Origin of the sequence: Marinomonas rhodophyticola (genome assembly GCF_026113935.1) — a bacterium.
In the GTDB taxonomy this organism is placed as follows: domain Bacteria; phylum Pseudomonadota; class Gammaproteobacteria; order Pseudomonadales; family Marinomonadaceae; genus Marinomonas; species Marinomonas rhodophyticola.
In genome coordinates, this window is record NZ_JAPEUL010000011.1 from 40,013 (window position 1) to 65,940 (window position 25,928).

At 39.9% G+C, this 25,928-nt stretch carries 27 protein-coding genes and 1 pseudogene; 19 read left to right on the plus strand and 9 right to left on the minus strand.

Annotated elements, in window-relative coordinates; genetic code table 11:
* Positions 1–2: 2 nt before the first annotated feature.
* From ONZ52_RS19735 to ONZ52_RS19815, 17 genes are all read left to right on the plus strand, one after another.
* Positions 3–1,019, plus strand: coding sequence for a glycosyltransferase family 2 protein (locus tag ONZ52_RS19735; RefSeq protein WP_265220371.1), 1,017 nt, complete (start codon positions 3–5; stop codon positions 1,017–1,019).
* 57 nt (positions 1,020–1,076) lie between these two features.
* Complete coding sequence (locus ONZ52_RS19740; RefSeq protein ID WP_265220372.1) at positions 1,077–1,847, plus strand: hypothetical protein; 771 nt, start codon at positions 1,077–1,079, stop codon at positions 1,845–1,847.
* 600 nt (positions 1,848–2,447) lie between these two features.
* Entirely contained in the window at positions 2,448–3,272 is an 825-nt protein-coding gene (locus tag ONZ52_RS19745; RefSeq protein WP_265220373.1) for an MATE family efflux transporter, read from the plus strand.
* A gap of 41 nt (positions 3,273–3,313) precedes the next feature.
* On the plus strand, positions 3,314–4,093 hold the full coding sequence (locus tag ONZ52_RS19750; RefSeq protein ID WP_265220374.1) for a GNAT family N-acetyltransferase: 780 nt from the start codon (positions 3,314–3,316) through the stop codon (positions 4,091–4,093).
* A gap of 109 nt (positions 4,094–4,202) precedes the next feature.
* Positions 4,203–4,796, plus strand: coding sequence for an aminotransferase class I/II-fold pyridoxal phosphate-dependent enzyme (locus tag ONZ52_RS19755; protein WP_265220375.1), 594 nt, complete (start codon positions 4,203–4,205; stop codon positions 4,794–4,796).
* Positions 4,774–5,361, plus strand: a complete 588-nt coding sequence (locus ONZ52_RS19760) for a DegT/DnrJ/EryC1/StrS family aminotransferase (RefSeq protein ID WP_265220376.1) — start codon at positions 4,774–4,776, stop codon at positions 5,359–5,361. Before ONZ52_RS19755 ends, ONZ52_RS19760 begins: the two co-directional genes overlap by 23 nt.
* Positions 5,362–5,363: 2 nt before the next feature.
* Complete coding sequence (locus ONZ52_RS19765) at positions 5,364–5,999, plus strand: PI-PLC domain-containing protein (RefSeq protein WP_265220377.1); 636 nt, start codon at positions 5,364–5,366, stop codon at positions 5,997–5,999.
* Positions 5,992–6,624 (plus strand): HAD family hydrolase, encoded by a 633-nt coding sequence (locus ONZ52_RS19770; protein WP_265220378.1) that lies wholly within the window; start codon positions 5,992–5,994, stop codon positions 6,622–6,624. Before ONZ52_RS19765 ends, ONZ52_RS19770 begins: the two co-directional genes overlap by 8 nt.
* Positions 6,621–7,715, plus strand: a complete 1,095-nt coding sequence (locus ONZ52_RS19775) for a nuclear transport factor 2 family protein (protein ID WP_265220379.1) — start codon at positions 6,621–6,623, stop codon at positions 7,713–7,715. The genes ONZ52_RS19770 and ONZ52_RS19775 overlap by 4 nt, the downstream gene beginning before the upstream one ends.
* On the plus strand, positions 7,693–8,025 hold the full coding sequence (locus ONZ52_RS19780; RefSeq protein ID WP_265220380.1) for a hypothetical protein: 333 nt from the start codon (positions 7,693–7,695) through the stop codon (positions 8,023–8,025). Before ONZ52_RS19775 ends, ONZ52_RS19780 begins: the two co-directional genes overlap by 23 nt.
* A gap of 5 nt (positions 8,026–8,030) precedes the next feature.
* Complete coding sequence (locus tag ONZ52_RS19785) at positions 8,031–8,783, plus strand: glycosyltransferase family 2 protein (RefSeq protein WP_265220381.1); 753 nt, start codon at positions 8,031–8,033, stop codon at positions 8,781–8,783.
* Between the two features lie 15 nt (positions 8,784–8,798).
* Positions 8,799–9,833: a GDP-mannose 4,6-dehydratase gene (gene gmd, locus ONZ52_RS19790; protein WP_265220382.1), complete on the plus strand. Its 1,035-nt coding sequence runs from the start codon at positions 8,799–8,801 to the stop codon at positions 9,831–9,833.
* Between the two features lie 69 nt (positions 9,834–9,902).
* The gene (locus ONZ52_RS25095; protein ID WP_265220383.1) at positions 9,903–10,055 is read left to right on the plus strand and encodes an NAD-dependent epimerase/dehydratase family protein; all 153 of its coding nucleotides are present in this window, start codon (positions 9,903–9,905) and stop codon (positions 10,053–10,055) included.
* Positions 10,052–10,780, plus strand: coding sequence for a GDP-mannose 4,6-dehydratase (locus tag ONZ52_RS19800; RefSeq protein WP_265220737.1), 729 nt, complete (start codon positions 10,052–10,054; stop codon positions 10,778–10,780). Before ONZ52_RS25095 ends, ONZ52_RS19800 begins: the two co-directional genes overlap by 4 nt.
* A gap of 380 nt (positions 10,781–11,160) precedes the next feature.
* Positions 11,161–11,760, plus strand: a complete 600-nt coding sequence (locus ONZ52_RS19805; RefSeq protein ID WP_265220384.1) for a glycosyltransferase family 4 protein — start codon at positions 11,161–11,163, stop codon at positions 11,758–11,760.
* Positions 11,761–11,770: 10 nt separating this feature from the next.
* Positions 11,771–11,992 (plus strand): hypothetical protein, encoded by a 222-nt coding sequence (locus ONZ52_RS19810; protein WP_265220385.1) that lies wholly within the window; start codon positions 11,771–11,773, stop codon positions 11,990–11,992.
* On the plus strand, positions 11,947–12,909 hold the full coding sequence (locus ONZ52_RS19815; RefSeq protein WP_265220386.1) for a glycosyltransferase: 963 nt from the start codon (positions 11,947–11,949) through the stop codon (positions 12,907–12,909). The genes ONZ52_RS19810 and ONZ52_RS19815 overlap by 46 nt, the downstream gene beginning before the upstream one ends.
* A gap of 3 nt (positions 12,910–12,912) precedes the next feature.
* Here ONZ52_RS19815 and ONZ52_RS19820 read toward each other — a convergent pair.
* The 5 genes and pseudogenes from ONZ52_RS19820 to ONZ52_RS19840 form a co-directional block, all read right to left on the minus strand.
* Positions 12,913–14,085 (minus strand): annotated as a pseudogene (locus ONZ52_RS19820) (undecaprenyl-phosphate glucose phosphotransferase); the annotation flags it as partial.
* A gap of 298 nt (positions 14,086–14,383) precedes the next feature.
* Positions 14,384–15,706, minus strand: a complete 1,323-nt coding sequence (locus ONZ52_RS19825; RefSeq protein ID WP_265220387.1) for an O-antigen ligase family protein — start codon at positions 15,704–15,706, stop codon at positions 14,384–14,386.
* A gap of 240 nt (positions 15,707–15,946) precedes the next feature.
* On the minus strand, positions 15,947–16,678 hold the full coding sequence (bamJ, locus tag ONZ52_RS19830; RefSeq protein ID WP_265220388.1) for a BamJ family beta-barrel-assembly machinery protein: 732 nt from the start codon (positions 16,676–16,678) through the stop codon (positions 15,947–15,949).
* 449 nt (positions 16,679–17,127) lie between these two features.
* Positions 17,128–18,060 carry a glycosyltransferase gene (locus tag ONZ52_RS19835; protein ID WP_265220389.1) on the minus strand — a complete coding sequence of 311 codons (933 nt, stop codon included), beginning with the start codon at positions 18,058–18,060 and terminating at the stop codon, positions 17,128–17,130.
* A gap of 391 nt (positions 18,061–18,451) precedes the next feature.
* Positions 18,452–19,366, minus strand: coding sequence for a LysO family transporter (locus ONZ52_RS19840; RefSeq protein ID WP_265220390.1), 915 nt, complete (start codon positions 19,364–19,366; stop codon positions 18,452–18,454).
* A gap of 212 nt (positions 19,367–19,578) precedes the next feature.
* Here ONZ52_RS19840 and ONZ52_RS19845 point away from each other — a divergent pair, with 212 nt between their 5' ends.
* A complete protein-coding gene (locus tag ONZ52_RS19845) occupies positions 19,579–20,949 on the plus strand; it encodes an MATE family efflux transporter (protein ID WP_265220391.1) in 1,371 nt (456 codons plus the stop codon).
* Between the two features lie 58 nt (positions 20,950–21,007).
* Positions 21,008–22,012 carry a glycosyltransferase family 32 protein gene (locus ONZ52_RS19850; protein ID WP_265220392.1) on the plus strand — a complete coding sequence of 335 codons (1,005 nt, stop codon included), beginning with the start codon at positions 21,008–21,010 and terminating at the stop codon, positions 22,010–22,012.
* Positions 22,013–22,218: 206 nt separating this feature from the next.
* Here the strand turns inward: ONZ52_RS19850 and ONZ52_RS19855 are convergent, their stop codons facing one another.
* Genes ONZ52_RS19855 through ONZ52_RS19870 form a run of 4 tightly spaced genes read right to left on the minus strand, consistent with a single transcriptional unit; the run spans position 22,219 to position 25,924 of the window.
* The gene (locus ONZ52_RS19855; protein ID WP_265220393.1) at positions 22,219–22,998 is read right to left on the minus strand and encodes an ATP-binding cassette domain-containing protein; all 780 of its coding nucleotides are present in this window, start codon (positions 22,996–22,998) and stop codon (positions 22,219–22,221) included.
* Positions 22,998–24,011, minus strand: a complete 1,014-nt coding sequence (locus ONZ52_RS19860; RefSeq protein WP_265220394.1) for a FecCD family ABC transporter permease — start codon at positions 24,009–24,011, stop codon at positions 22,998–23,000. The genes ONZ52_RS19855 and ONZ52_RS19860 overlap by 1 nt, the downstream gene beginning before the upstream one ends.
* Positions 24,012–24,062: 51 nt before the next feature.
* The gene (locus ONZ52_RS19865; protein WP_265220395.1) at positions 24,063–24,854 is read right to left on the minus strand and encodes a heme/hemin ABC transporter substrate-binding protein; all 792 of its coding nucleotides are present in this window, start codon (positions 24,852–24,854) and stop codon (positions 24,063–24,065) included.
* Positions 24,812–25,924 (minus strand): hemin-degrading factor, encoded by a 1,113-nt coding sequence (locus ONZ52_RS19870; protein ID WP_265220396.1) that lies wholly within the window; start codon positions 25,922–25,924, stop codon positions 24,812–24,814. Before ONZ52_RS19870 ends, ONZ52_RS19865 begins: the two co-directional genes overlap by 43 nt.
* Positions 25,925–25,928 lie beyond the last annotated feature (4 nt).

Consider the following 25,928-nt stretch of genomic DNA (forward strand, 5'->3'; position numbering starts at 1 on the left):
TTATGATTACAATGGAGTTGCCAAAAGTTACTGTTATTATAGCGACCTATAATTCTATGCATGTCTTGCCGCGTGTTCTGAATGCTATAGATAATCAAAGTTATCCCAAAGAAAAGATTACTGTTATGCTCGTTGATGGTGGCTCAACTGATGAAACTATTGATTATGGCTATGAAAGAGGGTGTTCGATCATTTCTAATCCTAGAACAGAGCCTGTATATGCGAAGTTTCTTGGTTTTGTAGAGTCGAAAACAGATCTGATTGTTTATTTGGATCATGATGAGGTCTATACCTCACCTTATTGCCTAGTCGATCAAGTAGAATGTATGCTTGTTAACAATGTCCAGACGGTGATTTCTGCTGGATATGTTAATCCTGAAGGTGAGCATCTTATTAACGATTATATTAACGAATATGGAGATCCATTTAGTCTATTCGTTTATCGTGTTTCTAAATCTCCTGATATTTTTGTAGCTGATCTAAGTAAGCATTATGTCATTTCAAATGAAAATGCTCGAAGTTGTGTTGTTGATTTCGGACATGACAAAGCTCTTCCACTCATAGAGTTACTTGCGATGGGTACTCTAATAAATAAAAAATATTTCCTGGATAACTTTAGTGATGTAGTTAAAAAACCGGAAAATTTACCTCATTTATTTTATGTTTTACTCAGTAAAGATACGCGAATTGGAGTATGTAAAACACATAGCTTGGCGCACTACTCTTCTGAATCAATAAGTAAATACTTAAATAAAATCAGTTGGCGAATTAGAAATAACATTTACCACGTTAAAGGTGTTGGTGCATCTGGTTTTCTAATGCGTGAGAGCCTTATGGCTAAAAGAAATGGAAAGGTTGGAAAATATAAAAAGTTTTTATTCATACCTTATTCTCTTTTAATTTTTCCTGCGCTACTGGATACAGTATATCTTTTAATTAAAAGAAAAAAGTTGTTTTCTTTTTTCATTTGCCGCTTTGTGTATTTACCGCTTCTTCAATTATTTTTCATACAATATTAAAGTCGTTAGGAATGAAGCCAACACTAAAAAGCTATGATGGAACCAAGGATATTAAAGATGATTGAAGTTGTTTCGTTAGTTAATTTTGATAACAAAAAACGTGTTCAATATTTAGAGAAATCATTTGCTAGTTTTCATAAATTTAACCCTATAGATGTTAGGCACATAGTATTTGATTCATCTAAAGATATAACAGAGCAAAAAGTGTTTTATGATAAGCATAATATTGAGTTATATCATCTTCCAAATTGCTCATATATCGACAGATTAAAGCATATAAATGATGTTGTAAAAAATGATTATTTCATTTTTCTTCCTGATGATTTTGTGTGGATTTTTGATTATCCAATTGAAAAGGCAATCGAAGCTGCCAGACATTCAAATGTTATGCAAATAAAGCTTTCTTGTAGAGGGATGCAATGGTTTTCTGAAAAGAATCCGGAGCCAATGTCTTGGTATGATGATAATAAACTTATTTCTGGAGAGCTGTTGGTAAAAGAGGGAAAATGTTATGTGTCCAAAAGATGGTGGTATAGAAATTTCCATGAACAGTTTTCATTAGCTGCAACCATTACCAACGGTAAATTCCTTAATGAGACAATTAGAGCAATCCCAAGTGGTATAAATTCTCCTGGTGCAGTAGAGAAAAAAGCTTATATTAAGCTATTATTTAAACCTTATTACACTGGATATTATGACATGCTTATACCTGCATTTCATTTTTGTGATTCTGATGTAGAAGGTAAAGCTAAAGAATATACAACTAAAGATATGTTGATCGAGAATAATTACGAAATTTATAATTCACTTTTTAATGATCGAGGCTGATGTTTTATATGATAATTAAAAAATTGTCCCATTTTACTGTTGTTTAGCATGTTTGTGTCTATTTTTTAATTTTGTTTTTTGTATAACTCTAAATTAGTTAAATTTTATATTAGTTATTATGTTTTTCATTCAAATGCTTGTCTTTTAATAATAAATTTTCTTGTATTTTAAGGAGTGCTATGTGCGTTCGATTTTAAAGACAGGTATATCTTTAATATTGCTTTCAAATATTTCCAATATATTGAATTATATTCAAATGATCTTTATATCTAGATCGTTAACTAAACAAGATCTGTCTATTTTTGCATCGGTAACAGCGACTGGTAATACCCTGTCCTCTTTTCTTTTTGTCATTCCTTCTATATATGTAATAGCTTTCAACGCTAAAGAACTTAGTGACGGAAGAGAAAAGGCTATGGTGATATCTCAACTTAATACATTGGTTTTAAGTGTGTCTTTGTTTTTCTTTTTTTATTAAGTTTCTTTTCCATCCCAATAAGTAGGTTTCTTAATATAGAATCAGCTCTTCCTATGTTTGTTTATTCTTTCTGTCTGTTGAATACGTTGCTCTTACAAATTTTTGTTGGACATTGCCAAGGGTTGCAAAAGTTTAATCTTGTTCAGGTTCAGGTTCTCTTTTTAGTTGTAATAAAAGTTATTATGACTTACATTTTTTTTGAGGTATTTGGATATGATGTGTATTCAGTGCTTTACGCTGAACTAATTGCTACCGTTCTTTCAACTTTATTTTTATACATGAGATTAAAACCGATAATTTTTGCTTTTGATAAGAGTTTCTCATTGATTAGAGGGTTTGTTTTAAAATCTACTCCTGTTGCTATTAATTTTTTCATAGTTGGATCATTGCTTTCTTCGGATTTAATTTTGGCTAAATATCTGTTTTCTCCATCTTTAGTTGCAGATTATTCTGTTTCTTCAAATCTAGGAAAGATTGCTTTTTTTGTTTCTGGTGGCGTTAGTGGCGTGGTTTTTGCTATGATTAAGGGTGAGGTTTCGCAGTGGGGAAGTTCTTTGAAAATTCTAATACTAGCTTCTTTGGCCTCATTTCTTTGTGGTAGCGTTGTTATTCTATGTTCAGTCATTTTCCCTAGTGAAATTATAGGTCTACTTTTTGGTGAGAAATTTCTATCTAGTGCAGAGTCTTTTCAAATACTCTCATTCTCTATGACTATCTTGAGTGTAAATGTAGTTATTTTTGGTTATCTAATGGCTGTAAATGAATATACATACATTAAATATACATTGGTGATACTTCTATTGTACTTTGTTTTTGCTATGTCCGGCATGATAGATAGTCCAATTAATTTATCGCTTTTAGTTGCATTAATGATGCTTTTTTTGCTTTTTAGTAATATTTTTTGCCTTTTTAAGGTTTTTAAAGGAAAGAGTAAAAAGAGCATTTAATTTATGTGCGCAATCTAATAATAGAGAAAAGTTTAAATATTATGTTTGATCAGGAAAAATATTTTTTGGAGTATAAAGGTAATAAAGCTACGTTGCGTGATATTCCTTGGGATATGAAGCTTTTTGGCTTTAATGTATATGATCTATCTCTTGATGAGACTCTTAGAGATGCGTCAATTCATGAATTCTTGTCTACTATTGATGATAAGGCTCGCTCTTTGAAAGTTGATTTAATGACTACTCGTATAACACAGTCTAATTTACATGTTATTAATGCTTTAGAGAATGACGGTTTTCGTTACATAGAAGCAAGTTATCGTCCTTTTTTGAACTGTTCAGATATGTTTTTTTCACCAAATGATTTTTTTTCGATTAGTCTGTGTACGGATAGTGAGGTTATGTCGATTAGCGAACAGATTGGTGATATGTTTAAATTTGGACGTTATCATCAGGATGAACGCATTCCCAATAAGCTTGCCGATATTCGATATAAGAATTGGTTAGTTAATTCTATTAGTGTTGATACTCAGTTGGTCTATAAATGTACGGATTCTCTTGATGCAACAGTAGCATTTTTTGTTGTAGATAAGGTATCTGATAGTGAAGCTTTTTTGTCTTTGGTAGGAATGATGGAAGCGTTTCGTGGTAAGGGGCTAGCTAGTAGTGTGTGGAAGACCATGCTTTGTTATATAAAAGATCGGGGTTATAGTAAGGTTTCAACAAGTATTTCCTCTCATAATATTGCAATCTTTAATCTTTATGTGGGTTTAGGTTTTTCATTTCCAGAGCCTGAGTTATCATTTCATAAATGGTATAAGTAGGTACTACGCTGTTCTTTGCGTGTGTCATTTATCTAAAACTTGCTTTCTGAAAGATCTGTAATTGTGTAGTGTATGATACTAATTGATAAGCAAAAATATGGGGAAAATTGTGAACAAAATTCCATTTAATAAAAGTCCAGTGGTTGGAATTGAGATAGACTACATACGCGAAGCTATTGACTCTAAGTATTTGGCTGGTGACGGCGTCTTTTCCAGGAAGTGTGAGGCCACTTTGGAAAATATGACGGGGACTAAAAAAGCCTTACTGATGCCATCTTGTACCGCTGGTCTAGAAATTTGTGCAATGCTAGTTAACATACAACCAGGTGATGAAGTTATTCTACCCAGCTTCACTTTCGTTTCTACTGCGAATGCTTTTGTGCTACGAGGTGCAAAAGTTATATTTGTGGATGTAGAAGCTGATACGATGAACATTTCACCTTCTGCAATTAAAGCGGCCATCACGCCTAGAACCAAAGCAATTGTCGTTGTTCATTATGCAGGGGTCAGTTGTAAAATGGATGAAATAATGGGCATCGCGGCTACTCACAATTTATTTGTCATCGAAGACGCAGCTCAGGCAATTGGTAATAGCTATAAAGGCAAAGCGCTTGGTACGATTGGGCACTTGGGCGTTTTTAGTTTTCATGAGACGAAGAATATTACCAGTGGTGGTGAGGGTGGAGCCTCTTTTAATAAATGATGAGACATTTATCGAAAGGGCTGAAATTATTAGAGAAAAAGGAACTAACAGAAAGCTTTTTTTAAGAGGAAATGTCGATAAATATACCTGGGTCGATGTTGGTTCGAGTTTCTTGCCATCTGAACTTCAAGCTGCTTACCTGCTTGCCCAATTAGAAAATAAAGATAAAATTCTTCAGCGTCGTCTAGAGCTATGGAAAACATATTTTGAAAAACTATCTATTTTGGAAAAAAGTTCTTTAGTGACTTTGCCAATTGTACCTAGCTATTCTAGTAATAATGCACATATTTTCTATCTAAAGTGTAAGGATATTGAAGAGCGTACAGCATTAATTTCGTATCTTTTTGAACGTGGTGTTATGGCAGTATTTCATTATATCCCCTTGCATACATCAAAATGTGGTCTTGAACTAGGTGAATTTATAGGGGAGGATATTAACACAAGTATCGAAAGCCAACGATTAGTCAGGCTACCTCTTTTTTATGAGCTTACTAATGAAGAGGTTTCTTATGTGTGTGAGAATATCATTAAATTTTATGATGAAATTAAAAACGGAAGAATATAAATATGGAAATTATTTCTCATCGTGGTTACTGGAAACAGCCATCTGAAAAGAATTGCATAGAGGCTTTTGAAAGGTCTTTTTTGCTTGGTTTTGGTACGGAAACTGACTTGCGTGATGCGGGTGGTGAAGTTGTAATTAGTCATGACATGCCAAAAGGAAGTGAAATATCATTTACAGAGTTATTAAACATTTATGTGGCAAGTCAATGTAATGGAACTTTAGCCTTAAATATTAAGGCTGATGGCCTCCAAGAGATTGTTTTAAAAGAATTAAATAAATTTGGTGTTAAAAATTACTTTCTTTTTGATATGTCCGTCCCTGATTGTTTAGTTTCTTTACGGCACGGTTTAACTTGTTTTGCTAGGTATAGTGAATATGAACCACCATCTCTTTTATGGTCTTATTGTCAAGGAGTGTGGTATGATAATTTCAATGGCGCTTCTTTAAATAAAGAAATATTGATAGATGTTATAAATAGTGGCAAAAAAGTTTGTATAGTTTCTTCTGAATTACACGGTCGTGATCACGTTTCATTGTGGAAGGAAATTTCTGAAATTGATTCAAAAATATACTCCTCTGATCGCCTGATACTGTGTACTGATATACCAGAAGCTGCTAGGAGTTATTTTAATGAGTAATAAAATAAAAGCTGTCATATTTGATATGGATGGTGTATTGATAGATGCAAAAGATTGGCATTACGAAGCATTAAATAAAGCGCTCGCTATATTTGGTCTTGAAATAAGTCGTTATGACCATCTTTCAACCTTTGATGGTCTGTCAACAAACCAAAAGTTAAATATCCTATCAAAAACGCATGTACTTCCTAGCTCTTTGCATTCATTTATAAATGAAATGAAGCAGCAATACACAATGGATATTACTCATCAACTTTGCAAACCTATGTTTAATCATCAGTACGCTTTATCGAAGCTTCGTCAAGAAGGCTATCACCTTGCCGTTGCTTCCAATTCCATTAGAAACACAGTTAAAGTTATGATGGAAAGGTCTAGTTTAATGGAATACTTAGATTTTTATCTTTCAAACCAAGATGTTAGCAAGGGAAAACCGGATCCTGAAATTTACTCCTTAGCTATAAATAAACTTAGATTAAAGCCATCAGAATGTGTCATTGTGGAAGATAATGAAAATGGTATAAAAGCGGCTCGAGCATCCGGTGCTCATGTTTTTAAGGTTGAAACAGTTCACGATGTTACATTTGAAAACATCAAGAAATTCATCGCTGAGGTAGAAGCTTTATGATAAATATCCTAATTCCCTTAGCCGGTAAAAGCACTTTTAAGACGAATGACGCAAATTCATTTCCTAAAATATTGAATGAAATTGATGGTAAGCTGCTTATAGAAAGAGCCGCCAACGCATTTGTTAAACTAGATTTTCCTAAAAAAGTTATTGTTGCTTTACCAAAAGATGAGTCTAAAAAATATCGACTAGACAAAGTATTAAGCTTACTTAGCCCTGATTTTAATGTCTGCAATATCAACGGTAAAACTCAAGGGGCTGTGTGCTCAGCGCTTCTTGCTATTGAAGCGTTGGAGCTTGATAAGCCACTTATTATATCTAGCTTCGAACAGGTGTTAGACTTTGATTTAACTCCTTATGTTGAAACTTTTATTCATGAAAAAGTTGATGCAGGCGTCCTCACTTTTGATGCAATTCATCCAAAATGGTCTTATGTCAGCTTTAATGAGAACCATCATGTTTTTCAAGCTGCTGAAAAAAATCCAATTAGCCGCCATGCTGTTGCAGGTTTTTATTTTTTTAAGACAGCCTCAATTTTTATTGAAGCCGCTAAGAGTATGATTCGTAAGGATGAAAAAACAAATAATTTGTTTTTTATTGCTCCCACTTTAAATGAGATTATTCTTAAAGAAGGAGTGGTAAAGGCTATTCCGATAGATAAAGAGCGTTATTTTCATATCAATGATGAACACGCATTAGAAAATTTTGAAGAAGCAATTATATCTGAAAGCAGAACTGCTATTTCTCATATTAATACTCGCACTAATGAATATATTTCAGCCTTTGATTCAAAAGATATTGGTAAACTAGAGGCTTTTTTCGCAGATGACTTCGTTTTAACGGATCCTTCTGCAAAGGTATCAGGTAAAGAGAATGTCATTGAATACATAGCTAATATTTTTAATAAGGCAAAATCTTTATCATTTAAAGCAAAAAAAGTTATTGTTTCCAATGAGCATCATAGTGTTATTGAATTCGAATTGAATATTGATGGAACTTGTTTAATTGGTACAGATGTTATCCGGTGGAGTACTACGGGTCTAATGCTTACGATGGATGCCTATCTATATGAAAAAAATGAATCATTATAAATTAGAGGACTTTCTTCGTGGTTGGTTTGTTGGTGGTTTTGAACCAACTTTATATAAAACGACTGATGTTGAAGTTGCTATTCAGTATTTTAAAAAAGGTGATAAAGAAGCATCTCACTGCCATAAGATTGCTACTGAAATTACAGCTATTGTTAAGGGTAAGGCTCTAATGAAGGGTATTATTATTAACGAAGGCGAAATTATAAAGATTGAACCTGGCACTTATACTGATTTTGAAGCTCTGGAGGACACCACGACAGTTGTGGTGAAGTTGCCTGGAGCATTAAATGATAAATATCTTGAGGAGTAGAAAGCTTGTTAAATATTGTTGTCCCTATGGCTGGAAGAGGCAGTCGTTTTGCTAAGGAAGGCTACAAGTTGCCTAAGCCATTAATTGATGTCAATGGCAAGCATATGATTGAGGTGGTTATAAATAATTTAAAGCCAAAACAGCCTCACCGTTTTATTTTTGTGTGTCAGCAGCAGCATATTACAGAGTTTTCGCTTGATAATATTTTTTCAAAGATTTGTCCAGACTATGAATTAATCGGTATAGATGGAATCACAGAAGGGGCGGCCATAACCGTTTTAAAGGCAAGGGAATTTATTGATAATGATGATCCACTGATGATTGCGAACTCTGATCAGTGGGTAGATATGAGTATTGATGACTATCTTCTCGATATGGAGCGTCGAGCATTAGATGGAAGTATATTGACTATGAAAGCAAGTGACCCAAAATGGTCATATGCAAAGGTTGATAGTAACGGTCTTGTAACCGAAGTTGTCGAAAAAATAGTTGTTTCTGATGAAGCCACTGTGGGTATTTATAACTTCAAAAGAGGCAAAGACTTCTGCCAACTAGCTGATAAAATGATCCAACAAGACTTACGCAGTAATGGGGAGTTTTATGTTGCACCTGTATATACTTATTTGGCTGAAAAAGGTGGTAATATAGGGGTTTTTAATATTGGTGAAGAAGCCAACGGAATGTTTGGACTTGGTATCCCATCTGATCTTGAATTGTTTTTAAGCCTTGATGTGGCAAAGAAGGCAACTAATTTTTAATTTTTGGAGAGTTTAATGAAAACAGCTGTAATTACAGGTATCACTGGTCAGGATGCTGCCTATTTAGCTGAGCTACTACTTGAGAAAGGCTACACTGTTTACGGTACATATCGTCGTACTAGTTCTGTTAACTTTTGGCGTATTGAAGAGCTTGGTATCAAAGGTCATGCTAATCTTGAGTTGGTTGAGTACGATCTGACTGATCTAAGTTCCAGTATTCGTTTGCTTGAATCAACAAAACCTGACGAGGTTTATAATCTTGCAGCTCAAAGCTTTGTCGGTGTTTCGTTTGATCAGCCACTTACAACGGCCGAGATTACTGGTTTAGGTCCTGTGAATTTGCTTGAAGCCATTCGTATTGTTAACCCAAAAATTCGTTTTTATCAAGCTTCTACTTCTGAGATGTTTGGTAAGGTTCAAGAAATACCTCAGCGAGAGTCAACACCGTTTTATCCACGTAGCCCATATGGTGTGGCTAAGTTGTATGCTCACTGGATGGTGATTAACTATCGCGAGTCTTACGATATTTTTGCCACAAGTGGTATTTTATTTAACCATGAGTCGCCTTTACGTGGTCAAGAATTTGTTACCCGTAAAATTACAGATACTGTCGCGAAAATCAAACTCGGCAAACAAGATGTTCTTGAGTTGGGGAATATGGATGCGAAGCGTGACTGGGGCTTTGCCAAAGACTATGTTGAAGGTATGTGGCGTATGCTTCAAGCTGATAAGCCTGATACCTATGTTTTGGCAACCAACCGTACTGAAACTGTGCGTGATTTTGTCACTATGGCATTTAAGGCGGCTGATATTGCATTAGAATGGTCAGGTTCTGAAGAATCTGAGACCGCAGTAGATAAAGCAACCGGTAAAACTGTTGTTAAGGTTAACCCTAAATTTTACCGCCCAGCCGAAGTAGAGTTACTGATTGGTAACCCAGAAAAGGCAGAGAAAGAGCTAGGTTGGAAACCAACCACAACTCTAGAAGAACTTTGCCAGATGATGGTGGAAGCTGATCTTCGTCGCAATACACAAGGCTTTTCATTTTAATTTTGTATTGTTGAAAGTGTATAAAGGCGACATGAGGTCGCCTTTATTTTTTATGTTAGGAGCTTTCAAATGAGAAGAGTACTTGTTACTGGTTCAAACGGTTTTACTGGTCGCTACGTCGTTACTGAGCTTAAACGCCGTGGCTACGATGTTGTTGAAATAGTGAGGAAAAAAACTCAACTGATCAAGTTGAATGTGATTTATCTGATAAAGCCCACATAAAATATGTTTTTAGTAAGATTCAGCCCGACTATATTATCCATTTGGCCGCTCTATCTTTTGTTGGTCATCATGACGCTAGAGCTTTTTATGATGTGAATCTCTTTTCCACACTGAATATTCTAGAAGCATGTAATGAATTGGACTTAGATATTTCAAAAATAATTATATCTAGTAGTGCTAATATTTATGGTAATCCTGATGTTGAGCTTATTTCTGAAGATCAGCCGCCTTCTCCTGTAAACCACTATGCGATGAGTAAGCTTGCTATGGAGCATATGTGTAAGTTGTGGTTTGATAAACTTCCTATCTTAATAACTCGACCTTTTAATTACACTGGTGTTGGTCAAGATCTAAAATTTCTGATCCCTAAAATAGTTGATCATTTTCGTCGCAACGAAAAAACGATAGAGCTTGGCAATCTAGATGTATATCGTGACTTTAGCGACGTGCGTGACATTAGTTCATATTATGTGGATTTGCTAGAATCAGATGTTAAATCTGAGTTTGTGAACTTATGTTCAGGTTCTTTATATTCATTGTTTTTTATTGTCGAAAAGATGGAAGAAATTGCTGATTATAAAATAGAAGTGAATATTAATCCTTCTTTTGTTAGATCTAACGAAATAAAAAAACTTTGTGGTGATAATTCAAAGTTAATGAGAATTATCAATCATCCACCTGTATATTGTTTAGAAGATACATTAAAGAAGATGTTTGATGCGTAGATTGAGAGTTGACCCATCATGGGAGGGTAAGGGCGGTATTGGTAGATTCTATAGTGAGGTTTTTTGTCGTCTCAATGAGGGGAAAAATTAAATAAAATTTCATTTCCAGCATCTCCATTTTCGACTATTTACTATTCTATTCAGAGTTTGTTTTATAATTCAACCGATGTTTTTCTTTATTTTGGATATATTCCTCCATTATTTTCAAAGCAAAAATTTATTTTTGTTATATATGACCTTAATCATATAGATGTACCTCATAATTCAAGTTTTCTAAAAAAACTTTTCTATAAGTTTGTTATTAAGCCTGGATGTTATAGAGCTGAAAAAATAATTACTATTTCTGAGTTTTCAAAAAAAGAATTGTAGAGTGGAGTGGGGTGGATAAGAGTAAAGTTATTAATGTAGCTTGCGGAGTATCCGATATATTTTTTGATAATGATTCTTCCTATAGTTGTGATTTTGACTATATATTCTGCCCATCTAATAGAAAAAAACATAAAAATGAAGAGAGATTAATCTTAGCTTTTTATGAAATATATAAAACTCATAACTTAAATTTGATTTTTACTGGTGAAATGACTGATGATCTAAAAAAACTATTGGAAAATCTAAATATTATTGATCGTGTTCATTTTATGGGTTATGTCAATGAACGTACACTTGCGACCTTATATAAAGGAGCAAAGCTGACGGTTTTTCCTTCATTGTACGAAGGGTTTGGTTTACCTGTTTTAGAGTCGATGGCATCTGGTACTCCTGTTGTTACTTCTGATATAGGGGCAACAAAAGAAGTTTCAGGAGGGTGTGCGCTACTTGTAGACCCCTTGTCAGTAGAGGATATTTCTAGAGGGATAAGTACTTTATTGAACTCTGAAAAACTTATAAACGAGTACCGTATGGCTGGTATTGAAAAAGCCAAACTTTACAACTGGGACAAGTGCTCCAACGATTTAGCAAAAACATTAAACAATATTTAGGTTTACATAGATGAAAATTGCGATTGTCCACGATTGGTTTGTTAACCCAGGTGGGGCTGAGAACGTACTACAAGCCATGATTGATGTTTTTCCAACAGCTGATATTTTTTCTGTTGTTGACTTTTTTAGTGATGACTTGAGGGAACGGTTTTTGCGTGGGAAGTGTACCAAAAATACTTTCATTCAATGTTTGCCATTTTCAAAGAAAAATATCGTGCATATTTACCTTTAATGCCATTTGCTATCGAACAACTGGATCTAACTGGTTATGATTTGGTGATTAGTAGTAGTCATGCTGTTGCTAAAGGGGTTATTACTTCACCAAATCAATTACATATTTGTTATTGTTATTCTCCTATACGTTACGCTTGGGATATGAAGTTTGAATACTTAAAAGAATCAAATCTTACTAAGGGTTTGAAGTCTATTCTTGCAAGGTATTTTCTGCATAAAATAAAAGCATGGGATTTTATTTCTAGTAATAATGTGGATCATTTTATCGCGATTAGTCACTTTATAAAGGAAAGGATTTATAAGTGTTATCGGCGAGAGTCTACCATTATTTATCCTAATGTAGATGTCGACGCTTTTCCCCTGTGTGAAGTTAAGGAGGACTTTTATTTCACTGCCTCACGTCTTGTGCCTTATAAACGCTTGGCGCTCATTGCGGAAGCTTTCGCGATGATGCCTGAGAAAAAACTAGTGATAATTGGTGATGGGCCAGAGCGTTCTAAAGTGGAAAAAATAGCGGCATTATCCAATAACGTAGAATATTTGGGTTATCAAGAATATAAAGTGCTTAAAGAGCACATGATGAAAGCTAAGGCTTTTATTTTTGCCGCCGAAGAAGATTTCGGTATAGTTCCTTTAGAGGCTCAGGCTTGTGGAACACCAGTGATCGCTTTTGGTAAAGGTGGTTCTTTAGATACTGTGATTGACAAAAAAACCGGTATTTATTTTTATCAACAGACAACAGATTCTATTATTGAAGCCGTAAGTGAGTTTGAGAAAAATCGCGATTTATTGCTTGATGCGAGTGAGATTAGAGCTCACGCCATGAACTTTTCTACTGCTGTTTTTAAAGTTAACTTTAAACGTTTTGTCTACGAAAAGTGTGAAGAAAAAGGTTTGCAATTTGATGTTCGTTGAACATCAAATTGCATTTTTATGCATAAAGCCTTTGAAAACAGTTAGGAAGATAATTCGGAGATCGAACCAGACAGACCAGTTTTCAATATAATATAAGTCGTATTCAACACGGCTTTCCATTTTGTCTATGGTATCTGTTTCACCACGAAAGCCGTTTACCTGCGCCCACCCTGTAATACCAGGTTTGACCATGTGGCGTCGCATGTAAGATTCCACTAGTGTTTTATAGTGTTCATTGTGTGCTAGGGCATGTGGTCTGGACTCTACGATTGACATTCTGCCTTGAAGTACGTTTATAAACTGTGGAAGTTCATCTAATGATGTTCTTCTCATAAAAGCACCAATTGGTGTGATTCGGCTGTCGCCTTTTGTTGCTTGTGTGACTTTCCCGTCTTCTTCGTTATGAACCACCATAGACCGAAATTTGTAGACTTTGAAGTCTTGTCCATTTGCGCCTGTTCGGTACTGTTTGAATAAAATGGGGCCTTTGGACGTCAATTTTATCGTGATGGCTAAGCCTATCAAAATTGGGCTGATGAGTAACAGTATGATGAAGGCCAGTATTTTGTCTTCAAGTGATTTTAAAAAGCGATTTTTACCTTCTAGCATATGAGAGGTTGAAATGTTGATAACGGGCAATCCCGCGACTTCTGTCATGGATTGGTTCAATAATCTAAAGCCAAAGATATCTGGCACCATTCTAATCGCGATGGAGCTATTGCTTAATATTGATTGTACTTGCTCCATTTTCTCTACTTCGCTCATTGGAAGAGCAATCCAAACCTGATCTGTTTTATTCTTTTTCGCTACACTTTCTAGATCATTAAGGTTCCCTAAGCAGGGAACAACAGTGCCTTTGTGTGTTGTTAGGCCATTTACTTGTTCATGGGTCCCAATGATCCCTTGCACTATTAACCCCATTTCTGGGTGCTGCTCTAATCGATCAGCAACTTGTTGCGCAAGCGCCCCATCTCCAATGATTATCACAGCTCTGATATTGAATCCCTTTGCCCTTAATGCTCCAAGAGTTTTTCTCAGTATTAAGCGATAGACTAAGATGGTCGTGGTAGAAGTAAGCAGCCAGCTTATAATCCAAATACGTGAGAAGAGTTCGGATGATTGAGTCACAAAGCCGCTAATGATGAGCAATAAAAAGGTTGTTAGTGTGGCGCTAACAACACACTGTACTTCTGACGTAAAGGTTGCGCCACGCCATGCTCTGTAGGCGCCAAAAAAGAAAGACTTGCTGCACCTATTAAAACGCCCAACAAAAAAACATTTTTGTAGGTGACACTAAGATCAAGGTTTGAAAACCTTAGCCAATAACTAAAAAGGCCAGCTAATAATAGTCCCGCACAGTCTATGATTCTCAGTACGATGCTCAGTGATGTGCTATGTTCTTTTAGGGATAGTCCTTTTTTCACGTGTTTCTCTGATGTTAGTTTAATGTACAAAATTGCTTTAGATCGTTGTTTTAATTCTTACATGTGTGTTTAGCGCGCCAGATTTTTGCCTGTATTCCCGTCATGAATATTGTAAAGTAAAACACCCCTGTCCAGAAGTTTTGATAGGCTTCGAAGCAGTTCATAATGCTCCAAAAAATTAAAAAGCCTGTAAAAAAATAGCCTATATTTTTTTCGATTTTTCCCTCTTTGATTTGCTCGAAGAGGCTTTTGGCCATGATTATCCATATACTGAAGTAGAAGACCAGTCCGACAATACCAAAATTCACCAGCATTTCTATATAGGTATTATGAAGATGTCCAAAGCCATTTTTAATCCAATCAGGAAATCTTTCTGTTTTTTCCATAACGAGACTATGGCCATTGCTTCCCCAACCAAATATCGGCTTCTGTTTGATGAATTCAGTCGCTGCGACCCAGCTATGTAGGCGTATTCCAAAACTTGAGTAGGGGACATCGTCAAAGTTTAAAGTAGAGATTGCATTTAATGCCTCTTTCTCTAACATGACTCTTTTTACGATTGTATCGTTGTTTACGATCACTGTACCAAAGCTCAATATCCCAGCGACAAACACGCACACTGTAATGATTTTTTGTTTTGCTGTTGCTTGCTTAAAGCGCTTTACCGTGAAGTAAGTTGCCATTATCGCCGCGGTGATGAGTAGGGCTAACCATGCTTGACGTGATGCATTAATGTATATGACTAACAGGCAGTAGAGAATGACTAATAAAAGTGGAATAGATAGCCATTTATTCTTGGTGATAATCGCGCGCGCGAAACATAGTAGGCCAATTAAAGTGACGCCAAAAAATAGGCTGGTATGTTGTGCTTGACGTAGCCCAAAAAACACTCGCTCTCCATTTAGGCCGCGTATTATTTCGGGAATCCCCTCTCCTGTCACCCAAGGAGAAACAATAATGCCCAATGCGGCACTGCCCCACACAAGCCAAATGGCGTTTTTGTGTTGAGCTACCCACCATGCTAGTGGGATAAAAACAAACCAACGGGTGACTTTATCTAATTTTGGTATACTTTCTGCCCATTCAGGCGTGACGTATAACGATAGACCCCATGAAATAAGCTGAAAGGCGATGGCGATCCAGACAAAACGGAATAAGACATGACTGTTCACTTGGCTGCCGTATTTGTATAGCCCCCAGAAACCTGTCAGCGTGGCAATGGTTGACGCGACACCAGCGATGTCGGAAAAGCCTGTTCGTGTCAGCGCGTATACGACGATGGATAATAGTCCTATTGTGATTAGCCAGGTAGGTTGGTCTTCTGATGCTCGGCGTTCAAATAAGCGGGTAAATCCCGTAGCAGAAAAAGTCATTATAAACTCATGTTCGTGAGATGGTACTTTAAGGAAAAAATATGATCGGCGCGTAGTATACAAATAGTTACGGGTTTAGGTATATAAGATATGACTGAAAGTTGCGATTTGGTGCGGTGGAATTGGAATGGCGGTGCCTGATGTAAAGCGATTCGCTTAGATGCTTGGTGTAAAAAAATGGTAAAAATGGTCATCGGCTGATGACCATTTTGAACCCATTTATTTTTCATAGCAAGGTATTTACTTGGCGGCTTCTGTCTCGCTTTCTTCGTTTACTACCTTGTGTAGTTCTACCACAAATTTCAGTGCGGCATTAGGTGGAATAGGACCTGTTCCACCAGGACCATAAGCTAGGTCTGCTGGGATATAAAGCTCGTATTTAGAGCCAGCGGTCATCAATTGTAGGCCTTCTGTCCATCCGGCGATTACGCCATTAAGAGGGAAAGAGATGGATTCACCACGTTGGTATGAACTGTCGAATACAGTGCCGTCAATTAGGCTACCTTCGTAGTCCACTTCTACTGTGTCATTGGCGCTTGGCTTATCGCCTTTGCCTTCGGTGATGACTTTATAGAGCAAGCCAGATTCCGTTTTCTTCACGCCCTTTTCGGCTTCTTTTTCTTTCAGCCACGCTGCAGAGGCGGCTTTGGCTTCTTCTGCCGCTTTTTCTTCTTCAAGCTGTGCTTTTGCCATTTGTTCTTGCTGGTAGCTTTGAATGGTTTGTGTGACTTCATCCATGGTCATTTGACCTTCTTTACCGGCAAAAGCGTCTTGGAAGCCTGCCATGAAGGTTTTGATGTCTAGGTCAGAAAAGTCTTGTGACATGCGTGAACCAAACATAGTACCTATGCTGTAGCCAAGGCGTTGTTCTTTGGAGTCGAGTTTAACTGTATTATCCGCTGCGTATGCAAAAGAAACGGAAGACATGACCAGCGCCGCAATAAGCGTTTTTTTCATAACTATTTTTTTCATAAGGAGAGGTGTTCCATTATTTGTTGGTTTATCACTCAGTGATGTAAAGCATTCAGACGGAGTTTGATTTGCTTATTGTTAATTAACATTTCATGGGGCGAAAACAAAGCAGGAACAATGATATACGCCTTGTGCTTTGCAAATCAGATCCGTCGTTCCTATGTAACATAAGTGTTCTAACATAAGATAGGCTGTTTATGCCAATTTATATGTTTTCATGTTACCAAAGCGACCCCTTCACCTGCACACTTTGTTTGAGTTCCAAAAGATCTCATTTAATTTCAAGAATGATTCCACAAAGCACAAGACGTTTAGTGAGATTAATCCTCTGCTCTTTGCTGAGACAATCGCTTTTACACAAGCATGACAGTGTTTGCTAAAGCTGTTTTGTTTATTTGTTGCTCTTTACGGTTTGTTGACTGTCGGCCTAAGTCAGGGGGTTGGTGTGATTAGATTTTTGTCGGCCTAAAGGCCGACAGGGGATGGTTTTTTTGTAGGAAGGCTTTGACGACGTTTTCTGGTTTGAAGTCTTCTATCCATTTTTCTTGTATTGGGTAGCCGTTTTGTTCGACGATTTGATCTATTTTTTGTGCGAGTGCGTCGGCATGTTGCTCGCATAGGTAGGGTTCGAGTTCGTCTTTGAAAATGTCTCGAACTCCGCCGGGGCAGTCGACGGAGATAATGGGGGTGCCACAAGCAAGGGATTCAAAAAGTACAATGCCTAGTCCTTCGAATTTAGAGCTTAGTACGAATAAGCTGGCGTGTTTCATCCATACATAGGGGTTCGCTTGGTTGCCAACAAAGAGTACCTTGTTATCTATTCCTAGGGACTTTGCGGTATTTTGTAATTCGGTCTTTAATTTGCCTTCTCCAACGATTACCAAGGGCTGTGTTGTGCGGCTTTTGGCGTAGGCTTCTAGTAGCATTTGTTGGTCTTTTTGTGGGACCAGTCTTGCTACGTTGACAATATAGGGGCCGTTAGGCATTCCCTGTGGTTTTTCGGCGTCTGCTTGCTGACGAATTTGTGCAATCGGGCAAGGGTTGGTAATCACTTGGATGTGTTGAGGGGTAATGTTTTCTTTGTCAAATAGTGCGATGGCGGCATTTTTTACGCCATTGGAGACAGCGGCAAGTTGCTTATTTTGGAAAAGAACGTGAAAGCGCTTTTTGGACAAGCGTTTGCTGTTTGAATTGGCTTTGACTATGTTTTCTAACACGTAGACGGCGTTGTCATGTTGGAATGACCATACGCTTTCGTAGGTTCCTTCGCCTCTGAAGACAATACGGTCAAATTGACCGTATTGTTTTTCCAATTGAGCGACTTTTTTTGTAGCTGTTGACCCCCATACCACCCAGCGATAAGGAAGTGCGATTTTCGCCATACAAGGTTGCAAAGCTTGGCGGCGATTTCGGCGAAGATACTTAACGGTCGGCCGAGTGTCAGTTTGTTGACATTAAATTCATGTAATATAACGCTTTTGTTATTTGGGTAGAGTGGGTCTTTGCGTATTTTGAAGTAGAGTAAATGACTTTCATGGCCTTGATCTGCGAAGGCATCGGCTAGGTTAACGGCAACACGCTCCATCCCGCCAGTTTTTAATGTTCTTACAACGACCAATGTGCGCATGAGTTGCATCTCTTTTGACTTAAATACTGAGGAGTAATAGTAACCTAAAGTGTGACAAGGCGTCATTCATCGTGAAGAGGGTTTTGGTTTGGTGTGATTGGGCTTTTGACGGCCTAATGGCCGACAAACGCGAAAAGGATGCTTTTTTAACTTATTCCCATAAACAGCGGAATCAGTATTGGTACAAGTATGCTCATGATGAAGCCGCTGGCGATGCAGACGGGGACGATCTGTGCACCATGAAATTTGCCGAGCATGGGGAGGGTGAAGTCCATGGCGGTGGCACCGGAATAGCCGACTGACATGTGGCTGTTGAGGCGGGCTAAGAAGGGAATTAGCATGAGCGCTAGGATTTCTCGGCTTAGGTCGAGCAAGAACGCGGTGGTGCCAAGTACTGGGTCGCCTAAGCCAGTAATGAGGATGCCAGACAGGCTATACCAACCAAAGCCTGATACCACGGCGAGTCCTTGGTTCCAGCTTAGTCCAAGAATTAGGCTACCAACCCAGCCAGCTAATAGGGTGGTTGCGATGGTGACGAGGGCGATGATGACGCCTTGAACGTTGAGGAAAAGTTTGCGCAAACGGTGGTTGCCTTGGCGCAGTTGGCAGCCAATCAAAAACAGCAGTACGTAAAGCAAGCCTGTTACCAGTTCATCGACCCCTGTTAGCCAGTCTTTGGCAAATATGCCGATTATTAGACCACCTATTACCCAAGCAATGGTTTTTAGCGCGTCAATCAGTGCATGGGTTTTGCTGTCATTTGGACCGATGCTAGGCTGTCGGCGTGTGTGCCGCCAAAGCGTAAGCCGCTTAGATAGAGCCCCTGTAAGGCCAATGACGCTAATGAGGACAAAGAGAACCAATGCTTGGTAGCCAGCAATGAATAATTTTTCGGCAAGGTTGTCCAAGGCTCCCAAACTGAAACCGATGAGTCCGAGTATAAGATAGACAAGCTGTTCGAGTCCTTTTGCCACACGAGCTGGGGTAAAGAGTTTGATGTTTACCCAGTAGCCGAAGAGTAATGCAATAAGTAGTGGGCCAAGTGTCGCGATAATAGTCATGTAGGCAAGGTCTTCCTAGACAGGGTGCTTGATAAAAAATAAGAGCGGCATTTTCTCGGTATTTACCGGTAAATACAAGTTTGGTGTTGTTGCATGGCTTTTTTGTCGGCCTGAAGGCGCGGCCGACAGGTGATTGGGTGCAATGTGGGGGGATCGGTGGTAAATTGCTCGGCTGTTTTTTGTCGTTTTCTATGGATAGTCGGTGGTGATGTGTGGTTGTGCGTTTTCCGGTGTTGAGAGAAGTGTTGCATTTGCTGTTCCCTATGGTGTTGACGATGACATTGGAGTTGTCTATTAGTGTGGTGGATACCATTATGCTTGGGCATTACAGTGCGTTGCATTTGGCGGCGGTTGGCTTGGCATCGAGTTTGTGGTTGCCGGTTGGGTGTTTCCTGATTGGTGTAACGTTTGGTATTACGCCATTGGTGACACGACATTTACATGGTCGGCAGCCTAAACTGGTTAACCTGTATATGTCGCAGGCGGTGGGGTTGTCGCTTGTGCTTGGGGTGTTGGCAAGCTTGGTGGCGATTACGGTGTTGCCTTATTTTGCAGGGTTGATGGCAACTGAAGAGGAAACGCGACAGGTTTCTATTTCGTATTTGTATATTTTTGCGCCTGCGTTACCGATGTTGGCTTTAATGACCGCGTACAAGAATTTGTTTGAAGCCGCGGGTCGTCCGGGATTTCCGTTGTTTGTCGCCAGTTTTGGGTTAGTGTTAAACATACTGTTTAATTATGTGCTGATTTTTGGTCGTTTTGGTTTTCCTGAAATGGGCGCTAAAGGTGCGGCCCTGGCGTCTGCTTTGTCTTTGTATTTGGCAGTGGCGTTGTTTTTTGTCTATGACCGGTTTCTCAATAAAACGCCTTTGTTTACGAGTTTGGTGTGGCGTTATACGCGTAAATTTTCCATTTTGTTAAACATTGGTGCGCCAGCCGGTTTTGCTTTTGCGTTTGAGGTTGGGCTGTTTTCTTCCATGACTTGGCTGATTTCTTCGTTTGGTGATTTGGCGTTGGGCGGCGGACAGATTGTGATGTCTTACACGTCTTTCTTGTTTACACCTATGATGGCGATGAGTGCGGTGACGGCGATTGTGGTGGCGAAAGCCATGTCGAAAGAGGGCGTTGATGGGGTTAGAAAACGCATTCGTGTGATCGTGTGGTTAGGTCTTACCTATGTGAGTACCTGTTTTGTGATTACTCAGGTGTTTCATGAGCAGATTCCGTTTATCTATAGCAATAATGCGGAAGTGGTGGCGCTGGCGGCGAGTATTTTGTTGATCTCTTCGTGTTATCAATTCCCTGATATGTTGCAGACGGTGTTTACTGGGGCGTTGCGAGGCTTCCGTGATACGCGTTCTACGATGATTGCTTTTGCGGTGTCTCTGTTTGGTTTGAGTATGCCGTTTGGTTTTTGGTTGTCTCATTATAGCCCTTGGGCGGAGACCTTATCGCTGCGCGGTTTTTATATTGGCTTGGGCGCGGGGTTGACCTTGTTGGCGGTGATCTTGATTGTGCGTTTTCGGGTGGTATTGGCTCGATACGAAGGCCGACGCATTGCTTCCCCAAGGGAAGTGGCGTAACGGAAAAAATGTCAAATCAAGTGATTGAATTTAAGTGAAAGATTAGGAAAGTCTGATTATGGCATTAATAGGTAGCAAGTTTTTTGAGAGAAATTTATTTTTTCTAAGACGGTTCTTTCCTAGGTTAAGACACGCTTATCACTATTACCATGGGATCAATTATCAAAGTTTACCCTCAAAAAAGTATCCTCATGTGGTAGACAACGTGAATGTTGCAACGGATGTGCTTGAAAATCACTTAAGAAAAGCGCTTTTATCGCATCATGAAAGTTCTGCTGGTATACCTAAGACAATTTGGCTGTATTGGAATTCGTCTATTGATAAAGCCCCTGACGTTGTGAAAGTAAGTATTAAAACGTGGAAGGAAATGAATCCTGCTTATGATGTTATCATTTTAACAGATGACAATATTGAGGAGTATTTAGGCTTTGATTTCAACTCGGTTTTTTATATCGCAACAGTGAATTTAGGATATGCCATGAAAGCGGATATCTTACGTTTATATTTATTAAGTATGCATGGCGGCATTTGGGTAGACAGTACCAGTTTTTGTATCCAGGCTTTAGATCAATGGTTACCTGAGTGTGTTTCAGAAAATGGATTATTTACCTTTAGGCATATGACAAATCAGACTAGGCCTATAGAAGCTTGGTTTATTGCGTCTGAAAAAGGCCATTTTATTATTAAAGACGTATTGGCATTGTTTTTGGATCATTTGTTTAAAGATAGAAAGAACAGCTTGTTTATTTCGAACAGACTTAAGACATTGGGTCTTTCAGATAGTGGTAGTGAGCGGTTTGGTAAAGATGTTGTTTTAAATGCTGAGAAATTTAATTTCATGCCATATTTTAGTGTTGGCTATTTTTTTAATGAGGCTTTTAGTCGTCAAAATGGGAAAGAAATTATGGAGGGTTTGTTAAAAAAACCAAACCATCACGCCATTAATAATAGTGATTTAGATATAGTAAAAAACAGTTTTGTTTCTAAGCAAACATATAAGAAAGATTATCAAGATTCAAATGTGTATTTGAACAGAAAAGCTTGGGTTTTAAGTCGTTTGTAATATTGGGCTGATTTTTGAGGTAAGCGCCTCGTTCCTCGGTTCATCTGATCTACAAGGAATATGGGTTCCCGCCTTCGAGGCTGTCGCTAAAGGTCGCGAGCGAGTTTTGTAGACCTGTATAAGCCCTAAAACCCCACCCTAGCCCTCCCCTTCAAAGACACAAGGGGAGGGGATAAAACCAGCCTGCTTCTGCCCCGCTTTATTGTTTAAATTGCCATTGCGGTAGTTGGGTGTCTGGGTGTGACAGGCGGATTAGGTCTGCTTGGTAGGTGGTTTCTATTTGCTTTCCTTGGGCGAGTTGGCTGGGTTCGCTGTTGAAGGTGATTTTGCCTTGTTCGAGTAGGACAAGCTTGTCGCCGTAGAGTGCGGCTAGGTTGATGTCGTGCAGTATGCAGAGTATGCCTAGGCCTTTTTGGCTGAGTGTTTTTAAAAGTCGCAATATCCGTTGTTGTTGGTGTAGGTCTAGGGCAGAAATGAGCTTCGTCTAACAGCAGGTATTTTGCGGCTTGTGGGTGTTGGTTTGGGTCCGCGTAGATTTGCACTAGGACTCGGGCAAGTTGGATGCGTTGTTGCTCTCCACCGGACAAGCTGGCGTAGATGCGTGTGTCAGTGTCGACCATGCCGACTTCGCTGAGGGTGTCATGTATTAAGCGGTTGGCTTGTTGGTTGGACAAGGTCCACGGTGCGGTCCCTAATGACACCACTTCTTTAACGGTGAGTGTAAAAGGCATGTGTATTTGTTGGGTCAATACTGCGCGTTTTTTGGCTAAGTCAGCCAGAGACCAATCCGCTAGCGGTTTGTCGTCTAGGTTAATGTGTCCCGTGTCGGCTTGAAGCGCCCCAGAGCAGCATTTGAGTAAGGTGGATTTTCCCGCGCCATTTGGTCCCAGTACAATGGTCAGTTGACCCGGTTTGATGGAAAAAGACACCTGATCCAAGAGCGGTTTGCCAGATCGGCTAAGAGACAGTTGGTTGACGGTTAACATTAGTTGGTTGCTCGAATATTTTTTAACAGTAGCCATAAAAAGAACGGCCCGCCGAGTAAGCTGGTGACGAGGCCAACGGGCAGTTCGGCTGGAATCACTAGGATTCTAGCTAGGGTGTCGGCACTGGTGAGTAAGCTGGCGCCGAGTAAGGCTGAGCAGGGAATGACGATGCGGTTGTCGGCACCAAACATCATGCGTATTAAGTGCGGTACCATGAGGCCAATAAAGCCAATTAACCCGGTGAAGGCAACGGTCACGCCAACACATAACGCCACAACGGCAATGAGTTTGATTTTAAATTTCTCCACATCCAAGCCAAGATAACGGGCTTCTTCTTCTCCTAGTAATAGCAGATTCAGATTTTTAGACTGACGCCACACATAACACAGCAATGGCAATAAAAGGCTGGCGACAACGGCGACTTGTTCCCATCGTGCGCCGCCAAGGTTGCCCATGGCCCAAAATGTCAGCGCGCGCAATTGTTCATCGTTGCTCAAGTAGGTCAGTAAGCCGGTGGCGGAACCTGATAGGGCGTTAATGGCAATCCCTGCGAGTAATAGGTGTAATACAGAGACTTGTCCTTTGTGTTTGGATAATTGAAAAATCAGCCAGCAGGTTAATACGGCCCCAAGAAAGGCCGCACTGCTTTGCATATAAGACTGTGCCCAAAGGGGCAAGTTACCTGAAAATGGGTTGAGAACGATCAAGATACCAACAAAGACCGATGCCCCTGAAGAGACGCCCAGTAACCCAGGATCTGCCAATGGGTTGCGGAAGAGGGCTTGCATGAGCGCGCCAGATACCGCCAAGGCCGCACCAACTAAGATCGCCATGAATAATCTCGGTAGCCGCACTGTGATGAGGATTTGTTTGTCTATGTCGTTCATGGACGACAAAAGCATCTCTTTCCAGCCGATAGAATACGCCCCTTGAGTGAGGGCGAATAATCCCACCATGCCTAATACAGTGATCAGCAGGGGATACGGAATATGAGAATACGGGGTGTGTTTCATGGCGCCCATTCTTGTAGCTGTTGTTGTAGCGATTGGATGGCTTCTGGCGTTCTAGGACCAAGGCCGAGGGCAAGTAAAGCATCCAACGAGAGCAGGCGTTGATCTTTTCCTGCAGGTGTGGCTAACATGCCAGTGCAGCGCCCAGATGGCTTGTTCGCCTGTGCGACTGAGGCCTTGTTGGGTGACGACAATGGCGTCTGGCTGAGCCAATAAAATGGCTTCTGGGGTGAGGGTTTTGTAGCCGTCTAACGTGCCCATTGCATTGGTGGCACCTGCTAATTTAAATAAAGCATCCGGCGCGGTATTGTTGCCTGCCACCATTGGCGCACCACCCATTTGCAAGACAAAAAGCAAGCGTGGTGGTCGTTGTTCATTCCATGCTTTGGGTGTGCTTAATGCCTCAAATGCGTGTTCTATTTGTTGAACGAGATGTTTGCCTTTTTCCTCCTGCTGTAAGGCGTTGGCCACTTGAGTGACTTTATCTAGTATGCCTTGCTTTGAATCGGGCGCTTCGATGGTGATCAAATGGATGCCGGTGTCTTTTAGTTGTTGCAATACTTTTGCAGGCCCAGTGGCTGGGGTAATGAGCAAGATATCTGGGCGTACGCTAAGTACGCCTTCTGCGGATAAGGTGCGCTGATAGCCGACTTTAGGCATCTGGTTGGCCGCCTCTGGATAGATGCTGCTGGTGTCACTAGCGACCAGTTGAGACTCTGCACCTAACAGATAGACGATTTCGGTGACGGTGCCACCGATGCTGACGACCCGTTGTGTTGCGTTTGCCCCAGTGGATATCAAGATCACGGATGCCAGTCCCATGAAAAAACGCAGCTTAGCGAACATAGCTGAGCCTCCTCTGTGTACTGTTGTTTGGTGGCATGAACAATGTCGCGCCATGAGGTGAGTTCTGGTTGTCCTGGTTTGCGTTTACCAAACAGGGTAATGATGGAATCCCCTTTGGCGCTAAAGGCTTCAATGGACGTGATGATGCCATCGCTGCTAGGGCGTTCGATCACCCACGCTTGGGCAATTTGATCGGTTCTTAGGTGAAGGTTGAATGCCGCGTCCAATACATTGAACCATGGTCCTTGGGTTAAGAGCTTGTGAACCGGACCTGAATAGATTTGGATGCAACCAGGATTGCCAACAAATACCATGATGTCGGCGGCTCTTTCTTGCGCGAGTGTGAGTACATAGGCAAGGCTATTTGGGATAAGCGGTGTTGCCCATTGTGAGCCAATCAGAGCCAGCGCTTGGGTGCGAGAAAGCCCATGCTTTTGCAGCATGCCGTGGTATTCGTGTACGTCTTTTAAGTTTGCCCAATCGTCTGCGAAGGCGGCTTGATCAAATGCCGCTGGTGGTTGGTTAATGGGTGTTTCTTTTAATGGCAAGTATGCAGGAATAACAGGTGACGCATCGCAATATTCTGCTAGCAGAGCGTCCCACTTATCAGCAAGAGTATTGTCTGTTCGATAGATCTTATGCACAGCGAGGCCATGTTTGTCGAAAAATTGCAGACTATGGCGGCCTTTTTCCACCACATGAAAACCACTGTGCCATTGGCCAATGAAGAGGCGTAAGTCGATGGCGTCCGATAGCACTAAGCCGGTTTTTCTAGCCTCAGCAAACTGGAAGCTGTGATATACGCCAGTTGTTTCATGCACGGCTTGGTCGTTACGGGTGATGGTCATGACCTCGCCGACATTTTTCAGTTCAGCTAATAAAAGGTGAAAGGGCGCGCGTAGCTGCCATGTATCGATATTTTGTCGGCATGCGACGAGGTCGCCTTCGGTGATGCCCAGTTCTTTGGCCAGTTCTCTGGCTCGTAAGGTAGAACCCGATGTGATGGCCGCTTGATAGCGAGAATACGCCGGATGTTCTGTGTTTGGTCTTATGGCTGTGGTTTGAGGCATGTTG

What these genes read in the sequence shown, in the direction of transcription:
- ONZ52_RS19840 (WP_265220390.1), bottom strand. Translation starts at nt 19,366, where the DNA reads ATGACTATTATCGCGACACTTGGCCCACTACTTATTGCATTACTCTTC.
- ONZ52_RS19780 (WP_265220380.1), top strand. Translation starts at nt 7,693, where the DNA reads ATGAAAAAAATGAATCATTATAAATTAGAGGACTTTCTTCGTGGTTGG.
- bamJ (WP_265220388.1), bottom strand. Translation starts at nt 16,678, where the DNA reads ATGAAAAAAATAGTTATGAAAAAAACGCTTATTGCGGCGCTGGTCATG.
- gmd (WP_265220382.1), top strand. Translation starts at nt 8,799, where the DNA reads ATGAAAACAGCTGTAATTACAGGTATCACTGGTCAGGATGCTGCCTAT.
- ONZ52_RS19735 (WP_265220371.1), top strand. Translation starts at nt 3, where the DNA reads ATGATTACAATGGAGTTGCCAAAAGTTACTGTTATTATAGCGACCTAT.
- ONZ52_RS19855 (WP_265220393.1), bottom strand. Translation starts at nt 22,998, where the DNA reads ATGTTAACCGTCAACCAACTGTCTCTTAGCCGATCTGGCAAACCGCTC.
- ONZ52_RS19865 (WP_265220395.1), bottom strand. Translation starts at nt 24,854, where the DNA reads ATGTTCGCTAAGCTGCGTTTTTTCATGGGACTGGCATCCGTGATCTTG.
- ONZ52_RS19835 (WP_265220389.1), bottom strand. Translation starts at nt 18,060, where the DNA reads ATGGCGAAAATCGCACTTCCTTATCGCTGGGTGGTATGGGGGTCAACA.
- ONZ52_RS19825 (WP_265220387.1), bottom strand. Translation starts at nt 15,706, where the DNA reads ATGACTTTTTCTGCTACGGGATTTACCCGCTTATTTGAACGCCGAGCA.
- ONZ52_RS19765 (WP_265220377.1), top strand. Translation starts at nt 5,364, where the DNA reads ATGGAAATTATTTCTCATCGTGGTTACTGGAAACAGCCATCTGAAAAG.
- ONZ52_RS19870 (WP_265220396.1), bottom strand. Translation starts at nt 25,924, where the DNA reads ATGCCTCAAACCACAGCCATAAGACCAAACACAGAACATCCGGCGTAT.
- ONZ52_RS19750 (WP_265220374.1), top strand. Translation starts at nt 3,314, where the DNA reads ATGTTTGATCAGGAAAAATATTTTTTGGAGTATAAAGGTAATAAAGCT.
- ONZ52_RS19860 (WP_265220394.1), bottom strand. Translation starts at nt 24,011, where the DNA reads ATGAAACACACCCCGTATTCTCATATTCCGTATCCCCTGCTGATCACT.
- ONZ52_RS19775 (WP_265220379.1), top strand. Translation starts at nt 6,621, where the DNA reads ATGATAAATATCCTAATTCCCTTAGCCGGTAAAAGCACTTTTAAGACG.
- ONZ52_RS19815 (WP_265220386.1), top strand. Translation starts at nt 11,947, where the DNA reads ATGTTTGCCATTTTCAAAGAAAAATATCGTGCATATTTACCTTTAATG.
- ONZ52_RS19810 (WP_265220385.1), top strand. Translation starts at nt 11,771, where the DNA reads ATGAAAATTGCGATTGTCCACGATTGGTTTGTTAACCCAGGTGGGGCT.
- ONZ52_RS19740 (WP_265220372.1), top strand. Translation starts at nt 1,077, where the DNA reads ATGATTGAAGTTGTTTCGTTAGTTAATTTTGATAACAAAAAACGTGTT.
- ONZ52_RS19770 (WP_265220378.1), top strand. Translation starts at nt 5,992, where the DNA reads ATGAGTAATAAAATAAAAGCTGTCATATTTGATATGGATGGTGTATTG.
- ONZ52_RS19850 (WP_265220392.1), top strand. Translation starts at nt 21,008, where the DNA reads ATGGCATTAATAGGTAGCAAGTTTTTTGAGAGAAATTTATTTTTTCTA.
- ONZ52_RS25095 (WP_265220383.1), top strand. Translation starts at nt 9,903, where the DNA reads ATGAGAAGAGTACTTGTTACTGGTTCAAACGGTTTTACTGGTCGCTAC.